Below are 17,756 nucleotides of genomic sequence, written 5' to 3'. Positions count from 1 at the left end.
AGGGGTGAAAAGGCTTTGTGCCTTTCCACGGTACCACCCTAGTTCAGAGACGGCACAGGGGCCGTCTCCCTCAGCAGGCTGATCTATGAGCATCAGCCTTTGTTTTTGTAACGAGTAACAGCTACTCGACCGTTCCTACTCATGATTTTCAGAACGATACTCAGAGGGGATGTCGGCATCGGGTGTATTACTGGTTTGCAGCACCACCAGCTCTCTGAAAATACAAGTCCCGACCCTTTAACCTCTTCAACGCTTTCCACCTTATTCGGTTTTCAATATGCCGCCAGTGCTTGCGGATGTGACCAGCTTTGCGTATCTTGCGAGATAGCCCTTTTTGATTTTTGGAGGAGGCTGTACCCACTCCTGCTGTCTGTATTTCAGTTCTTCTTCCGACACCATCAATGAAATGGTCCGATTCGTTAAGTCGATGAAAATCGCGTCGCCATTTTCAATGACCCCGATTGGTCCTCCTTCAGCCGCTTCCGGAGAAACATGGCCGATGGAAATGCCACGGGATGCCCCGGAGAACCTTCCGTCCGTCATGAGTGCCACTTTCTTCTCGAGGCCCCTGCCGGCAATCGCTGCTGTAGGAGCGAGCATCTCAGGCATTCCCGGACCTCCTTTTGGTCCTTCATAACGGATGACAACGACGTGACCTTCCTTCACTTCTCCGCTTTCGATGCCGGCGAGTGCTTCATCCTGGGATTCATACACGATCGCTTCACCCATGAACGTTTTGATCGAAGGATCGACCGCACCGACCTTGATGACTCCTCCATCAGGAGCAATATTCCCGAAGAGGACCGATAATCCTCCGACCGGACTGTGGGCATTTTCCTTGCTCCTGATCACATCGTCGTTTTGGATGTGAGAATCTTTTACATTTTCATAAAGGGATTTCCCTGTCACCGTGATCCTGTCTTTGTGTACAGCGCCCATTTCACATAATTCCTTGATGATTGCGCTGACTCCGCCGGCATTGTGGACATCCTGCATGGAATAGTCGGATGCCGGGCTTATTTTCGATAAATAAGGGACACGTTCTGCCACCTTATTGATCCTGTTGATGTCATAATCGATTTCTGCTTCATTCGCGATCGCCAATGTGTGAAGGACGGTGTTCGTGGACCCGCCCATCGCCATGTCGAGTGCGAATGCGTCGTCTATTGTATCTTCCGTGATGATGTCACGGGGCTTGATATCTTTCTTGACCATCTCCACCAAATGCTTGGCCGCGTCTTTGATCAGCCGGTGGCGATCAGCAGAAGTGGCAACGATCGTCCCGTTCCCCGGGGGTGCCATGCCGAGCATTTCCATCAGGGAGTTCATTGAATTCGCTGTGAACATTCCCGAACAGGAGCCGCAGGTAGGACAGGCATTCTGCTCGATATCCAAGAGCTGCTCTGCTGTCATCCTGCCTGACTGGTGGGCACCGACCCCTTCGAAAACGGATACGAGGGATAAAGGACTTCCATCACTCGATACTCCCGCTTCCATCGGACCGCCTGATACAAAGACGGAAGGGACGTTGGTCCTGACTGATGCCATCAGCATCCCCGGAGTGATTTTGTCACAGTTCGGGATGTAGAAGACTCCGTCGAACCAGTGAGCGTTGATGACAGTTTCGGCTGAATCCGCGATGAGCTCCCTGCTTGGCAGGGAATACCTCATCCCGATATGTCCCATTGCAATTCCGTCATCCACCCCGATGGTGTTGAATTCGAATGGGATTCCCCCAGCTTCCCGGATGGCCTCTTTCACCACTTGGGCAAACCCATTGAGATGCATGTGGCCGGGAATGATATCGATGTAGGAGTTACACACTCCGATGAATGGTTTTTCCAGATCTTGTAGCTTTACCCCCGTTGCATAAAGTAAACTGCGGTGCGGGGCCCTGTCGATTCCTTTCTTGATCATGTCACTGCGCACATCATCACCTCCAACTTATCCGACTTGAGCATTTTGTTTGTAAACTTTTCTTCCATCCTGCGTGACAGTGTTTCTGAATTCCTGCAATAATTGGTTTGTATAAGAACCTGGTGTGCCGTCACCGATTACACGTCCGTCGACCTTGACGACTGCGATGACTTCCGCTGCCGTTCCGGTCAGGAACACTTCATCAGCTGTGTACACATCATGGCGTGTAAAGACGTCCTCTTTCATATCGAAGCCTAAGTTTTCAGCAATTTCGATGATCGCGTTTCGAGTGATTCCTTCCAGTGCGCCAACGTATCCCGGCGGTGTAAGAATCTTACCGTTCTTCACGATGAAGATATTGTCAGCAGAACCTTCCGCTACATACCCCTGATCGTTCATCATCAGCGCTTCGCTTACTCCTGCAAGGTTGGCTTCGATTTTTACGAGAATATTATTTAAATAGTTCAGTGATTTCACTTTCGGTGAAAGTACATCCGCACGATTCCGGCGGCTTGCAACGGAAACAATCTCGATGCCTGTTTCATATAATTCTTTCGGGAAAAGAGCTAACTGCTCAGCGATGACAATTAGCTGCGGTCTCTTACAGGAGAATGGGTCTAACCCCAGATTCCCTACACCGCGTGAAACGACCACTCGTATGTAGGCATTTTCAAGCTGGTTTTTCTTCAGTGTATCAACGATGATGTCGCACATTTCCTGCTTCGACACTTCGATATTGAGCATGATGGCTTTGGCTGAGTCATAAAGGCGATCAACATGTTCTTCCAGACGGAATACATTCCCATCATACATTCGAATCCCTTCGAACACTCCATCTCCATAAAGAAAACCATGGTCGTAAACAGATACGACTGCGTCTTCCTTTTTAACGTATTGACCGTCCAAGTAGATCCATTGTTCGTTCATGTTAATCATTCCTTTCCCGGTTGGATTCGTTTTTTATAGATTAAGAGAATTTTTTTGTTTTGCAGCTTTAGTTGAAAGCCGCATGGGAGCCTTTTTTTCAGTAGCCTCGACTGGGTGTTTGGAGCAGCCGATGACCGGTTTGTTCCGGCTCGAATTTTTATATTGAGGACAATATTACGCCCGTTTGCTGGGAAGGTCAACAGTATTTTTGTAAATTTTTTGACTATTTAGATTTATCTGATTTATGGTAACCGCTTACATCTTTGTCCTAATCGTGTTTGTTTGATATAAATTTTTTGGTAATTTTTTTAATGAGTCATGATTCATTTATTTGGAGGGTAGTTTGAGGGGATTCGACAGGTTTTATCCTGCTTTTTAATAGAAAGGGTATTTGGGACTAGAAATTTTAAGAAGAGGAATTCTCATTGTATTCATCTAATTGATAATGCCCTTTGAATACCGCAGTTGATTTCCGTGCAGGACTTCGCTTTCCGCGGGCGAGCGGGGAGCCTCCTCGTCGCTGCGCTTCTGCGGGTTAGAAAAGCGGAAGGGCTTTGCTCAGAGGCGGGTGGCATAAGGCGAATCGGCCACGAAGGCGTTCTTTGCCTTCTTGGACGAGTTGACTTATGACATGTGCCTCTAAGCCCTGTAGCTGGACAGGTCCCCCCTGCTTCGCTTTTCCCGCAGGAGTCTTCGTCCTGCACTCCAATCAACTGCTGGAACGGTCCACACTAATATCTATTTAATATAAATCTCATAACAATGGTATTTTTTCACTCAATCGAGATGATAACATCTGCTGCACCCAAAATTAAAATCCCTCTAAATAAAAAACCAATCTAAAATGCTTCAACAGCACTTTAAATTGGTTCGTTTGCAGGATATGTTATGTCCAGGTGAACATATACTTCTCGTCTTCGACATCTTTCGCTTTTTTGACGATTTTGAGTGGTTTGAAGGTGTCGATCATGACGGCGAGCTCCAGTGTTTCTTTTTTGCCGATGCTTGCTTCCGTTGTGCCTGGGTGAGGGCCGTGCGGGATTCCACTCGGGTGGAGTGTGATCGACCCTTCCTTGATCCCTTTACGGCTCATGAAATTCCCTTCCACATAGTACAGCAGCTCGTCGCTGTTAACATTGCTGTGATTGTAAGGAGCCGGTATGGCTTCCGGATGATAGTCATACAATCTTGGGACGAATGAACACACAACATAATTATGCCCTTCGAAAGTCTGATGGACCGGCGGCGGCTGGTGCACACGCCCGGTGATCGGTTCGAAATCCTCGATGTTGAAGACCCAAGGGTATAAGTATCCATCCCAGCCGACCACGTCAAGCGGATGATGGTCCAGCACATGTGAATGCAGGGCGCCCCTTGATTTCAAAATGACTTCGAACTCACCTTTTTCATCATGCGTTTCCAGTGTTTCCGGCCCTCTTAAATCGCGTTCACAAAACGGACTGTGCTCGAGCAGCTGACCATATTCATTCCGGTAACGGCGCGGCGTGGTGATTTGACTGAAGGATTCCACAATCAGCATCTTCGTATCTTCTTCAGGGACGACACGGTAAATCGTGCCGATCGGGATCACGACATAGTCTCCTTTTCCATATGTGATCGTCCCGAACATCGTTTCCACTTTCCCTTTACCGAAATGGATATAGAGCATTTCATCTCCATCACCATTACGGTAAAAGCGATTCATTTCCTGAGTGACAAATGCAGTCCCGATCAAAAGGTCCGAGTTTCCAAGCAGGTATTCCCTGCTTTCGAGGGCATCGCCCTTTTTCTCCACTCCATCCGTCATGAAATGGCGGTGGCGCACCGCACCATCCTCTTCAAATTCGGGCATGTAGCTGCCAAGGTATTCCGTTTTTGTGACGGCTGTCGGCAGATGATGATGATAGAGGATTGATTGTGTTCCCGAGAATCCTTTTGTACCCATCACCTGTTCCCTGAAAAGGGTGCCGTCGTCTTTCTTAAACATTGTGTGACGTTTGTGAGGGATTTCCCCCATCTTTCGGTAATACATGGTTTTCCTCCTCTCTTGTACTCGTGACTTTGTTTCGCAGTACGCCCAGTCCCTCTATTTCCAATTCGACTTCATCCCCGGCCTTCAGCCAGCGGTGGGTTTCCGTCCCTAGCTCCAGGATGCAGCCGGTACCGACAGTCCCTGAACCGATGACTTCCCCGGGATAGAGGGTGACGTCCTTGGAGGCCCTTTCGATCATATCTGCAAACGTATAATATATATCTTTGAAATTCCCTTGGGAAAGAAGCTTCCCGTTCACTTTAGCGGTCATGCTTAAATCAAACCGGTCCCCGCTCCGTTTGGCTTCCAATTCATCTTTCGTCACTAGATACGGTCCGAATGACGTGGCGAAATCTTTTCCTTTTGCAGGGCCGAGACCGACTTTCATTTCATGTTTCTGGATGTCCCTTGCACTCCAGTCATTCATGATGAAGTAACCGTAAATATGGTCCTCGGCGTCTTCCTTAGAGATGTTCCGGCCTTCCTTCCCGATCACACAGGCAATTTCAAGCTCATAATCGAGCCACTCGCAGTCAGCGGGTCCGGCAACGGCTTCTTCCGGTCCTGTCACTGCGAGATGATTGGTGAAGTAGAAGACAGGAATGTCGTACCACTCAGGCACCACATCCAGGCCCCTTCTTTTGCGGGCTGTTTTGACATGCTCCTCGAATGCATAAAAGTCACGGATGCTGACCGGCCTCGGGACCGGTGCTTTCAGCGTGACATCATCCAGTACGCGGACTCCTTTATCACCCTTTGAAAACATACCGAGTCCTGATAGTTGCTCAAGCGCTTCTTCCCCGCGCCCGATTAACGAAAGGATATCCTTTGGAAGTGCCCCATCCGTTGCTTCATACAAATCTATGACAATATCATCTTGCAGCAGTCCGGTTCTGATTTCATTTCCGTCATGAAAACTTACGAGTTTCATCTTTACTCACCTTTTTCGAATCAATTCAAAAGAATCTGCCAGCGGCTTTGTATACGATTGACCTGCAAGCCTTCCCACAGGCTTTAATTTCTGTGTATCGATTTTCCCGTCATAATAAAGCTCGTCGTCGATCCTGACGCATTCAACTTTACCGATCACAAGGCTCCCTGCCCCTGGTTCATCCCCGAAATGAAGCACCTGATGCAGTGTACACTCGAGCTGCACCTTACTCTCTGCTACTGCCGGAGGCTTTACACTGATTGATTCTTTCTTTGTTAAGCCTGTTTGTTCAAACTCATCTATACCATGGTCGAATTCGATCGCACAGTTATTCATTTCCTCTACAAACTCTTCACTTACGATATTGATGACGAATTCATTCGTTGCTTCAATATTTGTAAGCGTATCTTTTTTGCTGCCGTCTTTTCCTTTTCTCATCGGGGAAAAACAGACAAGCATCGGTTCGGCGGAAATCGCCGTAAAGAAACTGAAAGGGGCGAGATTCGCTCTTCCTTCTTCATCCAGGGTCGAGACAAAGGCAATCGGACGCGGCAAAATACTGCCAATCATTAATTTATACGCATCCTGCCAAGGAAGGGTGTGAGGTTTGATATCCATTCAAACTCCTCCTTTCGCTTTTAAAATCTGTTCCAAAGAAGAAACAAACAACTTATTGTCTTCCTCCGTACCGATTGTGACGCGCACGGTCGTCGGATATCCAAGCAGTGTTCCAGAGCGGACGACAATTCCTTTTTTCACAAGTTCAGAGGAAACATGGTCTCCATTCAGTCCCGTGTCCACCATAATGAAATTCGCCTGCGATGGAAAATAGCTTACTCCCAAACGATGAAACTCTTTTTCCAGGTATTCCCGTCCTTTTTGATTCTTATGGGTGCATTCACGGATGAACGGTTGATCTTCAAGTGCTATGATGGCAGATTTTTGTGCAATCATGTTCACATTGAAAACGTCTTTCACTTTTCTGAGCTGTTCGGCGATTTCTTCGTTCATTACACCGAACCCGACACGTAATCCTGCCAGGCCGTAGATCTTCGAAAAGGTTCTCAGGACGATCAAGTTATCAAACTGTGATAATAATGGCAGTGTTTCGAGATAATCATCGGTTGTCACGTACTCCATGTACGCTTCATCCACGATCACTATTATGTGGGACGGGATGCTTTCGATAAATTCCAAGAGCTCTTTTTTTCCGACGATGGTACCTGTAGGATTATTGGGATTACAGACGAAGATGAGCTTTGTTTTTGGAGTGATCGCCTCAGCCATGGCTTTTAAGTCATGGGTACCGTCAAGCAGAGGGACGATGACAGGTGACCCTCCTTCTAAGAATACGTTCGTCTGATACCTTGGAAATGTCACATCCGCCATGATCGCTTCGTCCCCGCAGGTCATATACGCTCTCGTCAGCAGCCGGATGACTTCATCCGATCCGTTACCGAACACCAACTTTTCCTTCTCAACCCCTAAAAAAGCAGCGACTTTATTTGAAAGCTCGATAGCGGCTCCGTCCGGGTAGAGAAATAGATCTCCGTCCTGCTCCTTGAACCATTTCTTCACATTCGGTGAACATCCGTAAATGTTCTCATTCTCAGAGAGCTTTCTGATCGTGCTCAATCCATGCTCCTTTTGCAGATCTGCTAATGTTTTTCCGAGAACATAAGGAGCGATATGTGTCACCGCTTCTCTTGTTTTAAACTTAAGTGCCATACGTGATCCTCGCCTTCCTCATGGATGAAGGGGGCCGACCCGCTTCGAGTGAAAGCTCCCTCCCCTGCTGAATACAGCCTTTGGCATATATTCAGCAGGAAATGGCTTTCCTCTTCACGGGTTAACCCCCTGACCGGTCCCTTTTGACCCCAATATCTCTCTATTTTCTTTATTTTATCTATTTCTGTTTTTTATAGATTCCCGCGGCGTTCCTGCTCGCGTTCGATTGATTCGAATAGGGCTTTGAAGTTTCCTTCCCCGAACCCTCTGGCACCTTTACGCTGGATGACTTCGATGAACAATGTCGGACGGTCGACAATCGGCTTTGTGAAGATTTGAAGGAGGTATCCCTCATCATCGCGGTCTACCAAAATATTAAGCTCTTTGATTTTCGAAATTTCCTCATCGATTTCCCCTACGCGTTCAGAGAGCATTTCATAGTAAGAGTCCGGGGTATTCAGGAACTCTACTCCGTTCTCTTTTAATTTACTGACCGTTGTTACGATGTCTTCTGTCAGGATCGCGATGTGCTGAACACCAGGTCCGCCGTAGAATTCAAGATATTCTTCGATTTGGGATTTGCGTTTCCCTTCAGCCGGCTCATTGATCGGGAATTTGATTCTTCCGCCGTTGTGCATGACCTTTGACATAAGCGCAGAATATTCAGTCGTGATATCTTCATTGGTAAAGTGGCGCATTTCCTTGAAGCCCATGACTTTCTCGTAATATTCCACCCACTCTTCCATACGTTCGACATTCCCGACCACGTGGTCGACTGCAATGATCCCTGCATCCTCCATGTTTAACGCAGAATCATATTTTTCAAAGCCAGGCATGAATATGCCTTTATAATCCTTACGCTCGATGAGGGTATGAACCGTATCTCCATATGTACCGATTATGGCTTTTTTCAATGTCCCTTCATCATCTTCCAGGGTGGCTGGCGGCATGATTTCGATTGCCCCGCGCTCCACAGCACCCTTGTAAGCCTTTTCAACATCATCCACCATAAGAGCGATGTCTTTGATTCCATCCCCATGCTTATGGATGAATTGTGATACACGGCTTCCTTCGTGCAGGCTGCCAGTGATCACAAGGCGAACTTTATTTTGCTGCAGTACATAGGACACAGTATCGCGATTCCCTGTTTCAAGACCTGAATAAGCAACTGTTTTAAATCCGTATGCCGTACAGAAGAAGTGCGCTGTCTGCTTGGCATTTCCTGCATAATACTCTAAGTAATCAACGTCTCTTACCGGAAACAGTTCTTCTGCTTTTTCTTTCTTCTTTGCCTTATTTTCTTGCATCCTGATCCCTCCTGGTAACTTTTTATATTTTCTGAATATATCGTAATTAATTCCTTCGATCTTCTCAAGAGCGGCTGTTAAAGCTGGAACGCTTTTCTGCAATAAAGGATGTTATCTGCCTGCCGCCTCTTTTTTTCTAGGTGGCAGATGAACAGCCGCTCCTTTTAAAGCTTCCACTGCTTCCAGCATGCTTTCACCATAGCCTGGATGGGCATATAGCGGAAAGCTGAAGTCCTCGTCCCGTGCCGCCATTTCAAGCCCGAGAGCACCTGTTTGGATCAGCTCAACGGCTCCGCTGCCAATCATATGGATCCCAAGGATGAGATCCGTTTCCTGGTCACTGATAATCTTCACCAAGCCATCTGAGGCACCCGTGACACCTGCATAGCCATTCCCTCTAACAGGGAATTCACTCACGGAAACCGTGTAGCCCGCCTCTTTCGCTTCACTCTCGCTCAACCCTGTAAATGCCACGGGTGGTGAGAGCTGGAGGACAGTCGGAATATGCAGAAGGTCGACTTCAGGATGATTTCCTGCGATTGCTTCCGCAGCTGCTTTCCCCTGTTTAATTGCTTTTACTGCAAGGGAAGGACCTTCCGTCACATCGCCTATAGCCCATATTGAGGGGATAGATGTACGCCCCTGGTCGTCGGTTTGAATGTAACCCTCGGGGGTCAATCCGATTCCCAATCGATCGAGGCCCAGTTCCTTTACATTTGCCTTCACTTTGCCGCTTACGGTAAAGTGACTGCTTTCTATGGACACGGTTTCTCCATTTTGTTTTTTCAACACTGTATTTACCCTTTCACCTGAACGAGTGACTTTTTGAAGCATACACTCTTTAAGGACGGTTATCTTTTGTTTTTTAAAAAGCCTCAGGATCTCTTTTGTTATCGAAGAATCAAATGGGAGATCATCTGGTAAGATAAGTGTCACTTTACTTCCAAGCACCGCAAATGATGAGGCTGCTTCAAGGGAAATATAGTCTGTTCCATAAACAGCAAGCTCACCTGGCAGTTCGTCCAGCATAAATATCTCCCGCTCTTTGAGAATCTTTTCTGCGTCAAAATGGATGTCTTCCGGATAATGAAATTCTCCGCCCGCCGCAATGATTGCTTCTTTAAAATTGAACAATGAGAAGTTATGCCCGTTTTCCACACCAATTCTCGTATCCGATAAAAAGGAAGCTGTCCCTTTTACAACTTCCACTTCATTGGATTTACAGAGCGCTTCCACCCCTTTTCGCAGCTGTGAGATCTTTTTTTCTCTATACTGCTGCAGGGTGGCCATGTTCAGCTCTGTCTGCATAAACTCCATTCCCATTTCAGACAGATGGCCGAGCTTTTTGTATTCCTGGGCAAAATGGGTGAAGATCTTCGAAGGAATGCACCCCTTGTTCAGGCATGTGCCCCCAATTTCTTCTTTTTCAATGAGCGTCACCGTTCTTCCCAGGCTTGCAGCCCTGATGGCAGCATGGTAGCCGCCTGGACCTCCGCCGATGACGACCACATCTTTGTCTTCCGTGATTTCTCCCACTACCATTTATATCAACTCCAGAAGCAAGGTTTGAGGCTCTTCGATGAGATCACGGAGCCGGTTGGTGAAGCGTACCGCCGTTCCTCCGTCGACGACCCTGTGATCGAAGGACATCGACACATTCATCATAGAACGGATCACGATTTCATCCTGATTGTTTACCATTGGCCGCTTCTTCGTTTTATGAAAGGCAAGTAAGCCGGTTTCAGGTTCATTGATGATCGGCGTCGCACCAATCGAACCGTTCAGCGGACCAACATTGCTGACCGTGAATGTGCCGCCGGTTATATCCTTGATCGATAACCTATTTTCCTGCGCTTTAAGTGTCAGTTCTTTCATTTCCTGGTGGATCTCTTTCATCGACTTTGTTTCAACATTCCTGATAACGGGTACGATCAGCCCCTCATCTGTATCTGTCGCAATGCCGATGTTGTGGTCAGGTTTGAGGTAGACGCATTCATTCTTTTCGTCCAGTACGGCATTGAATATAGGAAACTCTTTCAAACAAATCGAAATGACCTTTATAAAATAAGCGCCCATTGAAATGGATTGATTGCTGTTTTTCATCGTTTCTTTCCACGCTAATAGATTCGTGACATCTATCTCTTCAAAATGAGTGCAGTGGGCGATGGTACGAAGGGAATGGGTCATCTTGGATGCGATTTGTTTCCGTCTTCCCCGGAATGGAATCGTATTTGAATCCTGATCGGAAACGGATGGTTGAACCTCCATCGTTTCCGGGGCAGCTTCAATGCTTACAGGTTCTTCAGGCGGTGCCTGTTCTCTTCCTCCTTGAATAAAGGCGTACACATCTTCATCAAGGATCCTGCCGCCCGTTCCGCTTCCGCTGACTTCATCCAGATCGACTCCGTTTTCTCTTGCAATCTTCCTTGTATACGGGGAAGCAAGCACCCTTCTTGCCCGGATTCCCTGCGGTTTTTTAGGGGCTGTGACTGATTGCGTCATCCCTTCTTCCTTTTCCATGAGCAGCACAGTGGTCCCGACCGGGATCGTTTCCCCTTCCCCGACGGTCAGTTCTTTGATTCTTCCGGAAAAAGGCGCCGGGATTTCCGCGGTCATTTTGTCCGTTTGAACTTCCACCAGCGGCTGATCCGCTTTGACGGTGTCACCCGCTTTCACAAGAAAGTGATTCACGTTCGCTTCCGTCATGCCTTCTCCGATATCATGAAGCTTGACTTCCATAAACTCCCCCCTCTGCAAATCTAGTATTCTGCAACCTTCTTGACTGCCTCGAGCACACGCTTGCTGTCTGGCAGATAAAAATCTTCAAAACCGAAATATGGTACAGGAGTATCAAAACCTGTGACACGTTCCACCGGTGCTTTCTGATACAAGAAAGAGGTGTCATTGATAATTGCCAGTACATCATTTCCGACTCCACCAGTCGCATGTGCTTCATGCACAACCACGGTCCTGCCCGTCTTCTGGACAGAGCTTGAAATAAGGTCTTTATCGAGCGGATACAGCGTCCGGAGGTCAAGCACTTCACAGGAAACACCATGGTTTCTTGCTTCCTCGGCAGCTTCTTCGGCAACCTTGACCATGGCACCCCAGGCGATGATCGTGACGTCTTCCCCTTCTTGCACCACCTTGCCCTTTCCGATCTCGACCGTATATTTCTCTTCCGGGACTTCTTCACGGGATGAGCGGTAACACCTCATCGGCTCAAGAAAAAGGACAGGATCGGGATCTTCAATCGACGCAATCATAAGACCTTTCGCATCATATGGATTTGATGGACAAACCACCTTGATTCCCGGCATATGGGTGAAGATTGCTTCTGTACTGTCAGAATGAATTTCAGGGGCCCTGACGCCGGCCCCGTATGGAGCCCTGATCACGATCGGGCATGTGTAATGTCCAAGTGTTCTGGAACGCAGGCGGGAGGCATGGGTCATGATCTGCTCATAGGCAGGATAAATGAATCCCATGAACTGGATTTCCGCCACCGGCCTGAAACCGTTCACGGCCATTCCGATCGCTGCTCCGATAAAGCCTGCTTCACTTAATGGAGTGTCCATGACTCTGTCTTCCCCAAAATCCGCCTGAAGTCCGTCAGTCGCCCGGAAGACACCGCCGTTGGTGCCGATATCTTCCCCCATCAACAGCACATCATCGTGTTCTTTCAGCATCACTCTCATTCCATCCGTGATGGCTCCCACCATGGTCAGCATCTTTGTCTTCGTTAACGTGCTCATCGGCTCACTCCTCCTAAGCTTTTCAGGAGCTTTTCTTTTTGTTCCTGAATCGTCCACGTCGGGGTTTCAAATACATAGTCAAATATGACACCCGGATCTGCAGCAGGATACGCCTCCAGTTCCTCTACTGCGAGGTCCACTTCCTTTGCGCATTCTTTTTCAACGGACTGCATCCAGTCTTCATCGATCCACCCTTTTTTCTTCATGAACGCGGCGAGTCTGTCTACCGGGTCGTTATCCTGGCGTCTAGCATCGCTTTCTAGCTGATCGCGGTATTTCGTCGGATCATCGGCAGTCGTATGTGCTCCATATCTCCATGTAACCGACTCGATCAAGGTTGGACCTTCTCCGTTTCGCGCACGCTCAAGAGCTTTTTTTGTTTCAAAATAAACAGCAAAAATATCATTGCCGTCTATCCTTACACCTGGAATATCATACGCCAGTGCTTTCTGGGCAATGGTCTTCGTTTTCATTTGTTTGCTCATCGGGACTGAAATGGCATAGTGATTATTCTGATTGAAAAAGACAACAGGTGCTTCCCATACACTAGCGAGATTCAAGCCTTCATGGAAGTCGCCTTCCGAAGTCGCACCATCACCAAAATAAGCAATTGCGGCATTCTTTGTACCCTTCCTTTTTTCAGCAAAAGCTGCCCCCACTGCATGCGGGAGCTGAGTGGCAATCGGAATTCCCGGCGTGAAGATATTCTTCCCTTCCGGAGGTACACACCCTTCATTCCTCCCTTTCCAGAAAAGGAGGATGTTCAATAAGGAATGGCCGAATGTCATGGTGGCACCGTGGTCGCGATAAGTCGGGAAGAGCCAGTCTTTTCCATCGAGGGCCAGGGCAGTGCCCACCTGCGATGCTTCCTGTCCTTCAAAAGGGGCATATGTCCCGATCCGGCCTTGCCGCTGTAGACTGACCGCTTTACGGTCAAAGGTGCGGATCCTGATTATATGCCGGTAAAATTGACGAGTCATATCTTCAGTAATCTCGTTTTCATACTCGTTTCGAATAAGTTCTCCCTGATTGTCCATCACCTGGACGATTGGAAAATCCTCGATCATTTCATCACCTCATGTGGTGCATATTTTGTTTTTTCAAGTTCCAGCTCGGGCAGCAAGCCGCCTCCGCTTTTCTTATTGCCTAGTTCCTGCGCCTAGCTCCTCGAGGTCATAAGCCATGGCTGCCATAAAGGCAAACACCGCCTTTTTGGCACCCCCGTCTTATGCTTGTCGGAGCTGACCAAGGCGCTTCCACATTTCTTATTGTCCAGCTGCGGCGGCTAGAGGCTCGAGGTCATAAGCTAAATGGTCCATGAAGGCAAAAAACGCCTTCAAGGCCCATCCATCTTATGCTTGTCGCCTCTGAGCGAGCCGCCTCCGCTTTTCTTATTGCCTAACCGCCCACTTCGGACGTTTCATGTGTGAGAAAAAGCTGTTTCTTCTTGAGCGGGAGTGGATGCGGTCTTCGCAGAACCGGTCCGCTGCTTCCATTGTGGTCATCTTTTGGTTTTCTGCTTGAAGGTAAATATTCTGAAGGGTGTTGTAGATGGCACTTGTCTTTTGCAGGACACGCTCTTTATTCGGTTCGTATAGTTCATCCGCTACCTGAATCAATCCGCCGGCATTGACGATGTAATCCGGTGCGTAGAGGATTCCTTTTTCATGGAGCTTCAAACCGTGATACAGGTCCAGCAGCTGGTTATTGGCAGAACCCGCGACTGCTTTAACTTTCAATCGATCGATGGTTTCATCATTGATGATCCCGCCAATTGCACACGGTACGAAAACATCGGCATCGACAGAGTATATTTCATCGCCTGATACGACTTTGATGGCTGCCCCCATGTTTTTTGCTTTTGATACCAATTGATCGATGGAGTTTTGATTGATGTCCGTTACATACAGATCCGCCCCTTCATCAAGGAGGCGTTCCGCTACTTTATAGCCGACCTTTCCAAGTCCCTGGATCGCATAACTTTTTCCGTGCAGGTCCCTTGACCCCCATATGGTCTGGTTCGTTGCCTGGAGTCCGTAAATGACTCCCATCGCAGTCGGAATCGAAGAGTCTCCGCTGCCTCCGTACACTTCATCCACCCCGACAATGCAATTTGTCTCTTTTAGGGCATAAACAAAATCCTCAGGTTCCGTCCCCATGTCTGTGCCTGTATAGAAGCGGCCGTTAAGGGACTCCACAAACTGACCGAAAGCACGGAACAGTTCCGGGTGCTTATCCTTCGCGGGATCCCCGATGATAACGGCCTTCCCCCCTCCGAAATCAACATCTGCTGCCGCACACTTATACGTCATCCCCTTAGACAATCGCAGCACATCGTTCAATGCTTCGTCCACTGATGCATAAGGCCTCATACGGCATCCGCCAAGAGCTGGCCCCAGTGTTGTATTATGTATGGCAATTATGGCTTTGAGTCCTGTATCTTCATCATTACAAAAAACAACTTGTTGATGGTTTTTGATCTGTTCAAACATATCCATTCTTCTTCCCCCAGACATTTTGTAAACGCTTTCAAATTAGAACACAAATACTATATACTTTTCATTCTTTCTCTAATTTTCTCTTTGGGCAGGACAACCTGTTTGACTTCTCCTTTGCCGATTATCCTATCATTCTTGAAATCTCTTACGACCACTTCGGTCAGGATGATGTTTCTTTCATATTTTATGACTGTTGCTTTAATTTCAAGACTGGAACCGGTGCCTGCAGGAGCCATGTGCTTGACTGTCACTTTCGACCCCATGCCTTCTTCGTCTTCCTCCAGATAAGGAAGGATGATCTTTCTTGATGCCCATTCCATGTGATAGACCATTGACACGGTTGAATAAACCGGGTGTACCACGTTTCCCTCGAACTGGGCATGCATGGCAGGGGTTACTTCCGTCATGATCGTGGCGGTATGCCCTTCAGCTAATCCGGACTTCATCGCTTTCCCCCTTTAAACCAACGCATTATACATTTTCATATAACGTTAATTTAACGATATAATAACATTAAGTATTATAAATAGTCAATATATTGTTAAAATTTAAACATCTTATAAACCCTCTCGGAGGCTTGGCACTTACAATTCAATTTAGGCTCTTAATACCGCTATTGATTTCCGTGCAAGACTTCGCTTTCCGCGGGTAGCCCGTGAGCCTTCTCGGAGCTGCGCTCCTGCGGGGTCTCACATTAGCTACTCTTCCCGCAGGAGTCTTCGTCTTGCACTCCAATCAACCGCTGGAAAGAGCATATTTCCCACTTTATTTAAACAAAACTAAAACCCTGAACTAATGCAAATTAGTTCAGGGTTTACTTAGGCTATAACAATTATGCATCAGCCTCTATTCTAGGATAAAAGCGCGCGGTCGCTTGCCAGCTTGCTTCCGCGAATTCGTTGAAATTCATTCAGGAGGCCTTCGACGGTCAGATGTTTCTTTTCGTCTTCATTAACCTCGAGGATGATCTGTCCTTTGTCCATCATGATCAGCCTGTTGCCGAGATCGAGTGCCTGCTGCATATTGTGGGTGACCATCAGGGTTGTCAGATTATATTTCTCCACAATTTCCTTTGTCAGGTTCGTTATCAGATCTGCACGGGCCGGATCAAGTGCTGCGGTATGTTCATCAAGAAGCAGGATCGATGGTTCCGTGAAGGTCGCCATCAATAACGAAAGTGCCTGCCTTTCCCCACCTGACAGCAGTCCCACTTTTGCATTCAAACGGTTTTCCAATCCTAAATGCAGGGATTCCAGAACCTCTTTGAAGAACTCTTTCCGCTTCTTCGTCACACCGAGTCGGAAAGTTCTTGTCCGGTTCCTGGAATAGGCCATCGCCAGATTTTCCTCGATTGTCATCGAAGGGGCCGTTCCTGCCATCGGGTCCTGGAATACACGTCCGATCAGCTTGGAACGCTTGTATTCCGATACCCTTGAAACCTCATGATCATCAATGTACACATTCCCCACGTCCGGCAGCAGAACCCCGGAAACGATATTCATCAATGTCGATTTACCAGCTCCGTTGCTGCCGATGACTGTGACGAAATCACCTGGTTTCATGGTCAGCTGGATATCGTCCAGGGCGATTTTTTCATCCGGTGTGCCTTCATTGAACACTTTATGAATTCGATTTAATTGCAGCACCTTTATCACCCTTTCCTTCGGTAATCGACGTCTTTCCTATTCGCTCAGACATCCGCTGGGCTTTTCGTTTCTTATCTTTGTAATGATCCATTACTTTCGGCATGATCAAAGCCAGAATGACGATCGTTGCAGTGATCAGCTTCATGTCACCGGTTTCAAGGAACTCGACACGAAGGGCCAAGCTGACGACCAAACGGTAGATGATCGCTCCTCCGATCACCGCGAGTGTGGTACGGGCGATCGTCTTTGTACCGAATAATGCTTCCCCGATGATGACAGAGGCAAGGCCGATGATGATCATCCCGATTCCCATTCCGACATCGGCAAACCGGCTGTACTGTGCAATCAGCGCACCCGATAAGGCCACCATGCCGTTAGAGATCCCAAGGCCCAATATGATCATTAAATTGGTGTTGGCAGAGAAGCTGCGGATCATCCGCTGGTTGTCTCCAGTGGCACGCAATGCCAAACCGATTTCCGTCTTTAAAAATGCATCAGTCAAAAATTTGATGGCCAGTGTAATGATGACCATGATGAACAAAATACTCCATGTACCTGGAAGAGGCTCGCCGAGTCCGACGGCCATCCAGAGTTTATTTAGGGCTGCATCGATCCCGAGTGGCGCCCACATGCTTTCTACCCCGGTAAACGTCGTCTCCTGACTTAATAACGGGACATTCGACCGCCCCATGATCCTGAGGTTGATCGAGTAGAGCGCAATCATCATCAAGATCCCTGATAATAAAGCATTGATTTTACCAAATGTGTGAAGCAATCCAGTTATGCATCCTGCTGCAAATCCGATGACGATCGCTGTTATCGTTGCGATGACAGGGTTTACGCCACTGACAATCATGGTAGCAGCGACAGCAGCCCCGGTAACGAAGCTGCCATCGACTGTTAAATCAGGAAAATCCAATATCCGAAAGGACAAGTAGACTCCGAGGGCCATAATAGCGTAAATGATCCCAGATTCAAAGGATGCGAATATTGCTGTAGGCACGAATCATCATCC

The 17,756-nt window shown here is 47.7% G+C and carries 15 protein-coding genes; all 15 read right to left on the bottom strand.

Annotated features, from left to right (window positions below):
* Window positions 1-261: 261 nt before the first annotated feature.
* The 15 genes from ilvD to ACUXV2_RS00840 all read right to left on the bottom strand — a co-directional run bounded on the left by ilvD (window position 262) and on the right by ACUXV2_RS00840 (window position 17,744).
* Window positions 262-1,929 (bottom strand): dihydroxy-acid dehydratase, encoded by a 1,668-nt coding sequence (gene ilvD, locus ACUXV2_RS00910; protein WP_446245193.1) that lies wholly within the window; start codon window positions 1,927-1,929, stop codon window positions 262-264.
* Window positions 1,930-1,944: 15 nt separating this feature from the next.
* A complete protein-coding gene (gene ilvE / locus ACUXV2_RS00905; RefSeq protein ID WP_446245192.1) occupies window positions 1,945-2,844 on the bottom strand; it encodes a branched-chain-amino-acid transaminase in 900 nt (299 codons plus the stop codon).
* Window positions 2,845-3,730: 886 nt separating this feature from the next.
* A complete protein-coding gene (locus ACUXV2_RS00900; protein ID WP_446245191.1) occupies window positions 3,731-4,876 on the bottom strand; it encodes a homogentisate 1,2-dioxygenase in 1,146 nt (381 codons plus the stop codon).
* Complete coding sequence (locus ACUXV2_RS00895) at window positions 4,824-5,807, bottom strand: fumarylacetoacetate hydrolase family protein (protein ID WP_446245190.1); 984 nt, start codon at window positions 5,805-5,807, stop codon at window positions 4,824-4,826. Before ACUXV2_RS00895 ends, ACUXV2_RS00900 begins: the two co-directional genes overlap by 53 nt.
* A 6-nt stretch (window positions 5,808-5,813) precedes the next feature.
* Entirely contained in the window at window positions 5,814-6,425 is a 612-nt protein-coding gene (locus ACUXV2_RS00890) for a flavin reductase family protein (protein ID WP_446245189.1), read from the bottom strand.
* On the bottom strand, window positions 6,426-7,535 hold the full coding sequence (gene hisC, locus ACUXV2_RS00885) for a histidinol-phosphate transaminase (RefSeq protein ID WP_446245188.1): 1,110 nt from the start codon (window positions 7,533-7,535) through the stop codon (window positions 6,426-6,428).
* A gap of 191 nt (window positions 7,536-7,726) precedes the next feature.
* Window positions 7,727-8,842: a 4-hydroxyphenylpyruvate dioxygenase gene (gene hppD / locus ACUXV2_RS00880; RefSeq protein WP_446245187.1), complete on the bottom strand. Its 1,116-nt coding sequence runs from the start codon at window positions 8,840-8,842 to the stop codon at window positions 7,727-7,729.
* A gap of 111 nt (window positions 8,843-8,953) precedes the next feature.
* A complete protein-coding gene (locus tag ACUXV2_RS00875; RefSeq protein ID WP_446245186.1) occupies window positions 8,954-10,384 on the bottom strand; it encodes a dihydrolipoyl dehydrogenase family protein in 1,431 nt (476 codons plus the stop codon).
* On the bottom strand, window positions 10,385-11,581 hold the full coding sequence (locus ACUXV2_RS00870) for a dihydrolipoamide acetyltransferase family protein (RefSeq protein WP_446245185.1): 1,197 nt from the start codon (window positions 11,579-11,581) through the stop codon (window positions 10,385-10,387). It lies immediately after the preceding gene.
* 20 nt (window positions 11,582-11,601) lie between these two features.
* Window positions 11,602-12,597 carry an alpha-ketoacid dehydrogenase subunit beta gene (locus ACUXV2_RS00865; protein ID WP_446245184.1) on the bottom strand — a complete coding sequence of 332 codons (996 nt, stop codon included), beginning with the start codon at window positions 12,595-12,597 and terminating at the stop codon, window positions 11,602-11,604.
* Entirely contained in the window at window positions 12,594-13,664 is a 1,071-nt protein-coding gene (pdhA, locus tag ACUXV2_RS00860) for a pyruvate dehydrogenase (acetyl-transferring) E1 component subunit alpha (RefSeq protein WP_446245183.1), read from the bottom strand. Before pdhA ends, ACUXV2_RS00865 begins: the two co-directional genes overlap by 4 nt.
* 324 nt (window positions 13,665-13,988) lie before the next feature.
* Entirely contained in the window at window positions 13,989-15,095 is a 1,107-nt protein-coding gene (locus tag ACUXV2_RS00855; protein ID WP_446245182.1) for a Leu/Phe/Val dehydrogenase, read from the bottom strand.
* A gap of 50 nt (window positions 15,096-15,145) precedes the next feature.
* The gene (locus ACUXV2_RS00850; protein WP_446245181.1) at window positions 15,146-15,541 is read right to left on the bottom strand and encodes a thioesterase family protein; all 396 of its coding nucleotides are present in this window, start codon (window positions 15,539-15,541) and stop codon (window positions 15,146-15,148) included.
* Between the two features lie 405 nt (window positions 15,542-15,946).
* Entirely contained in the window at window positions 15,947-16,741 is a 795-nt protein-coding gene (locus tag ACUXV2_RS00845; RefSeq protein WP_446245180.1) for an ABC transporter ATP-binding protein, read from the bottom strand.
* Window positions 16,716-17,744, bottom strand: a complete 1,029-nt coding sequence (locus ACUXV2_RS00840; protein WP_446245179.1) for an ABC transporter permease — start codon at window positions 17,742-17,744, stop codon at window positions 16,716-16,718. The genes ACUXV2_RS00845 and ACUXV2_RS00840 overlap by 26 nt, the downstream gene beginning before the upstream one ends.
* Between the last annotated feature and the right edge of the window lie 12 nt (window positions 17,745-17,756).

This window comes from Rossellomorea sp. NS-SX7 (genome assembly GCF_052828565.1).
This window is presented reverse-complemented; position numbering and strand designations above follow the sequence as displayed.